The organism is Frondihabitans sp. PhB161 (genome assembly GCF_003814635.1).
Taxonomy (GTDB): Bacteria; Actinomycetota; Actinomycetes; order Actinomycetales; family Microbacteriaceae; genus Frondihabitans.
Map to the genome: position 1 here is coordinate 690,813 of NZ_RKQW01000002.1, position 6,550 is coordinate 697,362.

Genomic DNA, 6,550 nt, shown 5'->3' on the forward strand with positions numbered 1-6,550 from the left:
TTTCTCGCCTCCCCCGGGCGGCTCGGCAGGTCGCCCCCGCTTCGCTCCCCCCTCGGGGCCTGCCCGGCATGGACGACTCGTTCTCCCGGCTGGTGCCGGCCGCCGGTCGTACCTGGCACGTGCTCGACTCCGGCCCCGTCCTCACCGACGAGGGTCTGGAGCCGGTGGGCACGATCCTCTGCGTGCACGGCAACCCCACGTGGTCGTACCTCTGGCGGTCTCTGGTCTCGGCGGCCACCGACCAGGCCCGATCCGGCGGCCCCGTCTGGCGCGTCATCGCCGTCGACCAGCTCGACATGGGCTTCTCCGAGCGCACCGGCGTGGAGCGCGACCTCACCCTCCGAGTCGGAGACCTCTCCGACCTCACCGACGCGCTCGAGCTCTCCGGCCCCGTCGTCACCTTCGGCCACGACTGGGGCGGCGTCATCTCGCTCGGCTGGGCCGTCGACCACCCCGACCTCCTCGCCGGCGTTCTGCTGCTCAACACCGCCGTGCATCAGCCGGAGTCGTCGAAGATCCCGGCCCCGCTCCGCCTCACTCTCGGCAAGGGAGTTCTCGGAGCCGCCACCGTCTCGACCCCCGCCTTCATCGAGACCACGCTCGCGCTCGCGCACCCGCCGCTCGCCCTCGACGTCAAAGAGGCGTACCGCGCCCCCTATCGCTCGGCCGATCGCCGCGGCGGAGTCGGCGGATTCGTCGCCGACATCCCCGTCGACGCCTCCCATGTCAGCGATGCCGAGAGACGACGTGTCGCCGAGGGCCTCCGCGCCCTGACCGTTCCCGCCCTCTTCCTCTGGGGCCCCCGCGACCCGATCTTCAGCGATCGCTATCTCGACGATCTCGTCGACCGTCTCCCGCACGCCGACGTGCACCGCTTCGAGGGTGCGGGGCACCTCGTCGCCGAAGACGTCGACTTCGCGAGCGCAACGCTCTCCTGGCTCGGGGATCGATTCGGTGGTTCCGAAGCCGAGGATCCCCCGGTGCCGGCGACCGCGCAGCCCGCGTTCCGTTCTCTCCTCAGCGCCCTCGACGAGAGGCGCGAGTCCGACGGGGTCGCCCTGGTCGAGATGCCGACCACGCCCGGCGGCACCCGTACCTCCCTGACCTGGCGCGGCCTCGCTCGTCGCGTTGACCGGCTCGCCAAGGGCCTCGCCCTTGCCGGGGTCGAACGTGGCGACCGCGTGTCGCTGCTCGTGCCTCCGGGGGCCGATCTGACGGCCGTCCTCTACGCCTGCCTTCGCCTGGGGGCCGTGGTCGTGGTCGCCGACGCGGGTCTTGGCGTCAAGGGGCTCACCCGCGCCGTGCGTGGCGCGTGGCCGGCCCATCTCATCGGCGCCCTCCCTGGGCTGAGCGCCGCTCGTGCCCTCGGCTGGCCGGGCCAGAAGATCTCGACGACCGCGCTCCCCGCCGCAGCCCAGAAGGCCCTCGGAGTGGCGCACTCCGTCCCCGAGCTGGTGTCGCTGGGTGCCGCTTCAGCGATCGGCCTGCCCGAGGCGCCCGGCGCCGACGATCTCGCGGCCATCCTGTTCACCTCGGGGTCCACCGGCCCGGCGAAGGGCGTCGCGTACACCCACCGCCGGCTCGCGGCTCTCTGCTCGACCCTGGGGGCGACCTACGGCGTCGGACCCTCGACGGGCATTGTCGCCGGCTTCGCGCCTTTCGCCCTGCTCGGCCCCGCCCTCGGCGCCCGCTCCGTGACACCGGCGATGGACGTCACCTCTCCCGCCACTTTGACCGCGACGGCGGTGGCTGCAGCGGCCGCCGAGATCGACGCCACGGTGCTGTTCCTCTCGCCCGCGGCCCTGACGAACGTCGTTGCCACCGCGGGCGACCTCTCGGAGGGGCACCAGCAGGCGCTGAACCAGGTCGGCACCTTCCTCTCGGCGGGCGCTCCCGTCTCCGCCGCCCTCCTCGAATCAGCCGGGGCGCTCATGCCCCATGCCGTGCCGCACACGCCCTACGGCATGACCGAGGGCCTCCTGATGACCGACGTGACTCTCGACGAGGTGCTGGCCGCCCGTGGGCAGACCGAGGCTGCGCAAGGCGTCTGCGTCGGTCGACCGATCGCGGGCGTCGAGATCCGCATCAGCGCTCTCGACCGCGACGGCGTCGCCAGAGGCGAACCCTCCGAAGTGGTCGACACCACCGGCGAGATCGTCGTCTCCGCGCCGCACCTCTTCGACCACTACGACAGGCTCTGGCTGACCGACCGCGCCTCCCGTCGAGATGTCCCCGCCGGACGATGGCACCGCACGGGCGACGTCGGCCACATCGACCGCGACGGTCGGCTCTGGATCGAAGGCCGCCTGCCACACGTGCTCTCGACGCCTGACGGGGCGGTGACCCCGGTCGGGCCCGAGCAGCGGCTTGAGTCGGTGCCTGGCGTTCGGCGTGCCGCGCTCGTCGGGGTCGGACCACGTGGAACGCAGGTCGCGGTGGCCGTGGTCGAAACCGAGCCGGGTGCTCGGAAGGTGGCCCTGTCGGATCCTGAGCTCGCCTCCGCCGTTCGCGACGTCGCGGGACTCGAGGTCGCAGCCGTTCTGGTCGTGCCGCTTCTGCCCACCGATGTGCGCCACAACTCCAAGATCGACCGCACTGCTCTCGCCACCTGGGCCGCGTCGATTCTCGAGGGCGGCCCGCTGGTCGCTCCGAGATGACCACGCTCGTCACCGGCGCCTCGGGTCTGCTCGGTCGAGCGGTCGCCGTCGAGCTGCTCCGCCGTGGTGTCTCGGTCCGCACGTTCCAACGGCGTCCGTCGGGTGTCGACGGCGCTGAGGGGCACACCGGGTCGATCACCGACCCCGCAGCGGTCGAACGTGCCCTGGTCGGGGTGGATTCGGTCGTGCATCTGGCGGCCAAGGTGTCACTGGCGGGCGATCCCTCCGAGTTCGAGGCGGTCAACGTGGGCGGCACGAAGCTGCTTCTCGCGGCAGCGGCGCGCGCCGGAGTGAGCCGCTTCGTCTTCGTCTCGTCGCCCTCGGTGGCGCACTCGGGCTCGTCTCTGTCAGGCGAGGGCGCCGGCCCCGCCGATCCGCCTCGGGCCCGCGGTGCTTACGCGCGCACCAAGGCCGAGGCTGAACTCCTGGCGCTGGCCGCCGATGCCGCAGACTTCTCGGTCGTCGTGGTGCGTCCGCATCTCGTCTGGGGCCCCGGAGACACCCAGCTCGTGGCTCGCATCGTCGATCGCTCCCGCTCGGGGCGCCTGCCCCTTCTCGCGCACGGTACCGCCCTGATCGACACGCTCTACATCGACAATGCGGCGACCGGTATCGCTCAGGCGCTCGCTCGCGCGGTGGATGTGCATGGTCGGGCGTACGTTCTCACGAACGGGGAGCCTCGGCCCGTTGCCGAACTCCTCGGGGGTATCTGTCGCGCCGCGGGTGTGCCCGCGCCCGAGCGCAGCATTCCGGCTCGCCTGGCGACCACGGCGGGTTCGCTCATCGAGGCTGTCTGGCGTCTTCGCCCCGGCCTCGACGAGCCCCCGATGACCCGCTTCCTCGCCGAGCAGCTGTCGACGGCGCACTGGTTCGATCAGCGTCGCACTCGCCACGATCTCGACTGGCACCCGTCGGTCTCTCTCGACGCGGGTTTCGCTAGCCTCGCTGCCTGGTACGCCTCAGGCTCCCCTGCCCTCTGACCCCTCGCCCCGGACGCGCCAGCCGGCCCTGGCCCTGCTGACCCCGCCCCCGTTATCGGTCCGAGCGAAGCAAGGGCTCACCCCGGACGCGCCAGCGTCCCTCTTTAGCGTCGTTTAAAGGAACAAACAGCAATCCCCCGGGCTCTCGCTTGCGAGTGCACAGGGGATTCGATTGCTGGGGTACCTGGACTCGAACCAAGAACAACTGAACCAGAATCAGTCGTGTTGCCAATTACACCATACCCCAATGACTGTTATGCATTGCTTGCAAGCAACGCGTTTCAGTCGTTGTAGCTCGTTGCCGAACCGGATCTACTGTACAGCATCGGCGAGCTCGTGGAGGCCACCGACGAGATCGCGGTTGATGGTGGCCGCTGTGCGCGCACCGGCACCCGCGGCCACGATGAGCTGCTGAGGGCCGGGGGCAGTCGACTCCCCGGCGACGTAGAGCCCGTCGACGGACGTTCGACCGTGTCCGTCAGCAACCAGCAGACCGTCGGTGTCGAACGCAGGATCCAACGGGGCCAGGTAGCCGAGTTCGCTCGCCCACGCGGGCCGCACGAAGCCTCCCTCGATGGCTACGACGTCGCCGTCTTCGAACCGGATGCCGGTGACGCCTTCCCGTCCGCCTTGGATCTCGGCGATGACACGGCGATCGACCGTGAACCCTCGAGCGTCGAGAGCCTGCTCGTCGAGGAGGGTGAGACTGTCGGCGCCGTTCGTGCAGACGCGCAGGTCGGCGCTCCACTGGCTGAGGAGCAGGGCGCGCTCCGCCAGGTCGGGCTCCTCCCCGATGACCGCCAGCGCCTGATCGCGCTTGTCGTATCCGTCGCATTCGATGCAGCTGTGGAATGCCGTGCCGTAAAACGCGCGGAGGCCTTCGATGTCGGGGAGTGTCTCTTGCAGGCCCGTCGCGACGAGAACGACCTTTGCCACGGCTCGACTCGTCTTGCGACGGAGCTCGCACTCCAGCACGAAGCCGTCGTCGCCGCGGGTTATCGACTGGACCATGGTCATCCGGTGCTCGGCGCCCTCGTATGCGAGGAACTCGTCGCGACCGAGCTTGCGGAGCTCCAGCGGAGAGATGCCGTCTCGCGTGAGGAATCCGTGCGACATCAACGTGGCGGAGTTACGCGGGCGGTTGCTGTCGATGAGCAACACGCTGCGTCGCGCACGGATCAGGTTCAGCGCGGCACTGAGCCCCGCCGGCCCGCCACCCACGATAGCGACGTCGTAGACGGTCTCTGTCTCAGCCTCGGTCACAGTTGCCCCGCCAGCTTCTCGAGCCGCGCCACCGTCGACTCGCGCCCGAGGATCTCCATCGACTCGAACAGCGGAGGGCTGATGCGGCGACCCGAGATGGCGACGCGGAGAGGGCCGAACGCGTTCCGCGGCTTGAGGCCCAGCTCGTCGACGAGGGCACTGCGGAGCGACTCCTCGAGGGCCGCGTGCGTCCACTCGTCGATGCCCGAGACGGCAGCGATCGAGGCGCGCAACACATCCGGGGCACCGTCGCCCAGCGTCTTGAGCGCATCCGCCGCGTAGTCGAGGTCGGTATCGGCCGTGAACAGGAAGCCGAGCAGACCGGGAGTCTCGCCGAGGAGCTGCATGCGCTCCTGCACCAGCGGTGCCGCAGCGTCGAGGATGGCCCGCTCCGCCTCGGTGGGCGGTGTCGAGATGTACTCGCCGAGATAGGGCACCAGCCGCGACGCGAAGTCGGCCGGCTCGAGAAGACGGATGTGATCACCGTTGATCGACTCGGCCTTCTTGTGGTCGAAACGAGCGGGGTTGGGGTTGACGTCTTCGACGTCGAACGCCGCGACCATCTCGACGAGCGAGAAGACGTCGCGATCGTGGGTCAGCGACCACCCCAGAAGAGCGAGATAGTTGACGAGCCCTTCCGGGATAAAACCATTGCTTCGGTGATGGAACAGATTCGACTCGGGGTCGCGCTTGGAGAGCTTCTTGTTGCCCTCCCCCATGACATAAGGAAGGTGGCCGAATCGCGGAATGAACTTCGCGATACCGATCTCGTACAGCGCCTCGTAAAGGGCGATCTGCCGCGGCGTCGACGAGAGGATGTCTTCTCCGCGAAGCACATGAGTGATGCCCATGAGGGCATCATCCAGCGGGTTCACGAAGGTATACAGAGGAATCCCGTTGGGGCGCACGACGACGAAGTCGGTGAAGGATCCGGCAGGGAACGTGATCTCGCCCCGCACCAGGTCATCGAAGCTGAGGTCGCGGTCAGGCACTCGCAACCGGAGGGCCGGCGCCCTCCCCTCGGCTCGGTACGCCGACCGCTGCTCTTCGGTGAGCTCGCGCTCGAAGTTGTCGTACCCCTGCTTAGGATCTCGCCCGTTCGCGATGTTCCGAGCCTCGATCTCTTCACCGGTCGCGAAGCTCTCGTAGAGCAGCCCTCGCTCTTTCAGCTGCTCGATGACGCTCTGATAGATGTCATGGCGCTCCGACTGGCGGTAAGGCGCATGCGGACCGCCGATCTCGACCCCCTCGTCCCAGTCGAGCTTCAACCAGCGGAGGGCCTCGATGATCTGCCCGTAGCTCTCCTCGCTGTCGCGAGCGGCGTCGGTGTCTTCAATTCGGAACACGAGCTTGCCGCCCGTGTGGCGGGCGTAGGCCCAGTTGAAGAGCGCCGTGCGGATCAAACCCACGTGAGGGGTTCCGGTGGGCGAGGGGCAGAACCGGACGCGCACATCGGCGCCGGTTGCGGTCGTGAAGGAGGCAGACATCGACAGCAATCTTACCTTCGACGGCGGCAACCGATTGGTGGGTTAAACGCAAGAAAGCCACCCCGTGGTGGGGTGGCTTTCAAGGTGTTGCTGAAGTTGAGTCCGGCGGTGTCCTACTCTCCCACAAGGTCCCCCTTGCAGTACCATCGGCGCTGAGAGTCTT

At 68.8% G+C, this 6,550-nt stretch carries 4 protein-coding genes and 1 tRNA gene; 2 read left to right on the plus strand and 3 right to left on the minus strand.

What is annotated here, in order from left to right:
- Positions 1-68: 68 nt before the first annotated feature.
- Both EDF39_RS12020 and EDF39_RS12025 read left to right on the plus strand, forming a co-directional pair.
- Positions 69-2,657 (plus strand): alpha/beta fold hydrolase, encoded by a 2,589-nt coding sequence (locus tag EDF39_RS12020; RefSeq protein WP_123943360.1) that lies wholly within the window; start codon positions 69-71, stop codon positions 2,655-2,657.
- On the plus strand, positions 2,654-3,637 hold the full coding sequence (locus EDF39_RS12025; protein ID WP_123943362.1) for an NAD(P)-dependent oxidoreductase: 984 nt from the start codon (positions 2,654-2,656) through the stop codon (positions 3,635-3,637). The genes EDF39_RS12020 and EDF39_RS12025 overlap by 4 nt, the downstream gene beginning before the upstream one ends.
- A gap of 175 nt (positions 3,638-3,812) precedes the next feature.
- On the opposite strand, the gene EDF39_RS12030 is transcribed toward EDF39_RS12025, so the two are convergent.
- The 3 genes from EDF39_RS12030 to gltX form a co-directional block, all read right to left on the minus strand.
- A tRNA-Gln gene (locus tag EDF39_RS12030) sits at positions 3,813-3,884 on the minus strand.
- Between the two features lie 65 nt (positions 3,885-3,949).
- Positions 3,950-4,900 carry an NAD(P)/FAD-dependent oxidoreductase gene (locus EDF39_RS12035; RefSeq protein WP_123943364.1) on the minus strand — a complete coding sequence of 317 codons (951 nt, stop codon included), beginning with the start codon at positions 4,898-4,900 and terminating at the stop codon, positions 3,950-3,952.
- The gene (gltX, locus tag EDF39_RS12040) at positions 4,897-6,387 is read right to left on the minus strand and encodes a glutamate--tRNA ligase (protein WP_123943366.1); all 1,491 of its coding nucleotides are present in this window, start codon (positions 6,385-6,387) and stop codon (positions 4,897-4,899) included. Before gltX ends, EDF39_RS12035 begins: the two co-directional genes overlap by 4 nt.
- Positions 6,388-6,550: the final 163 nt, after the last annotated feature.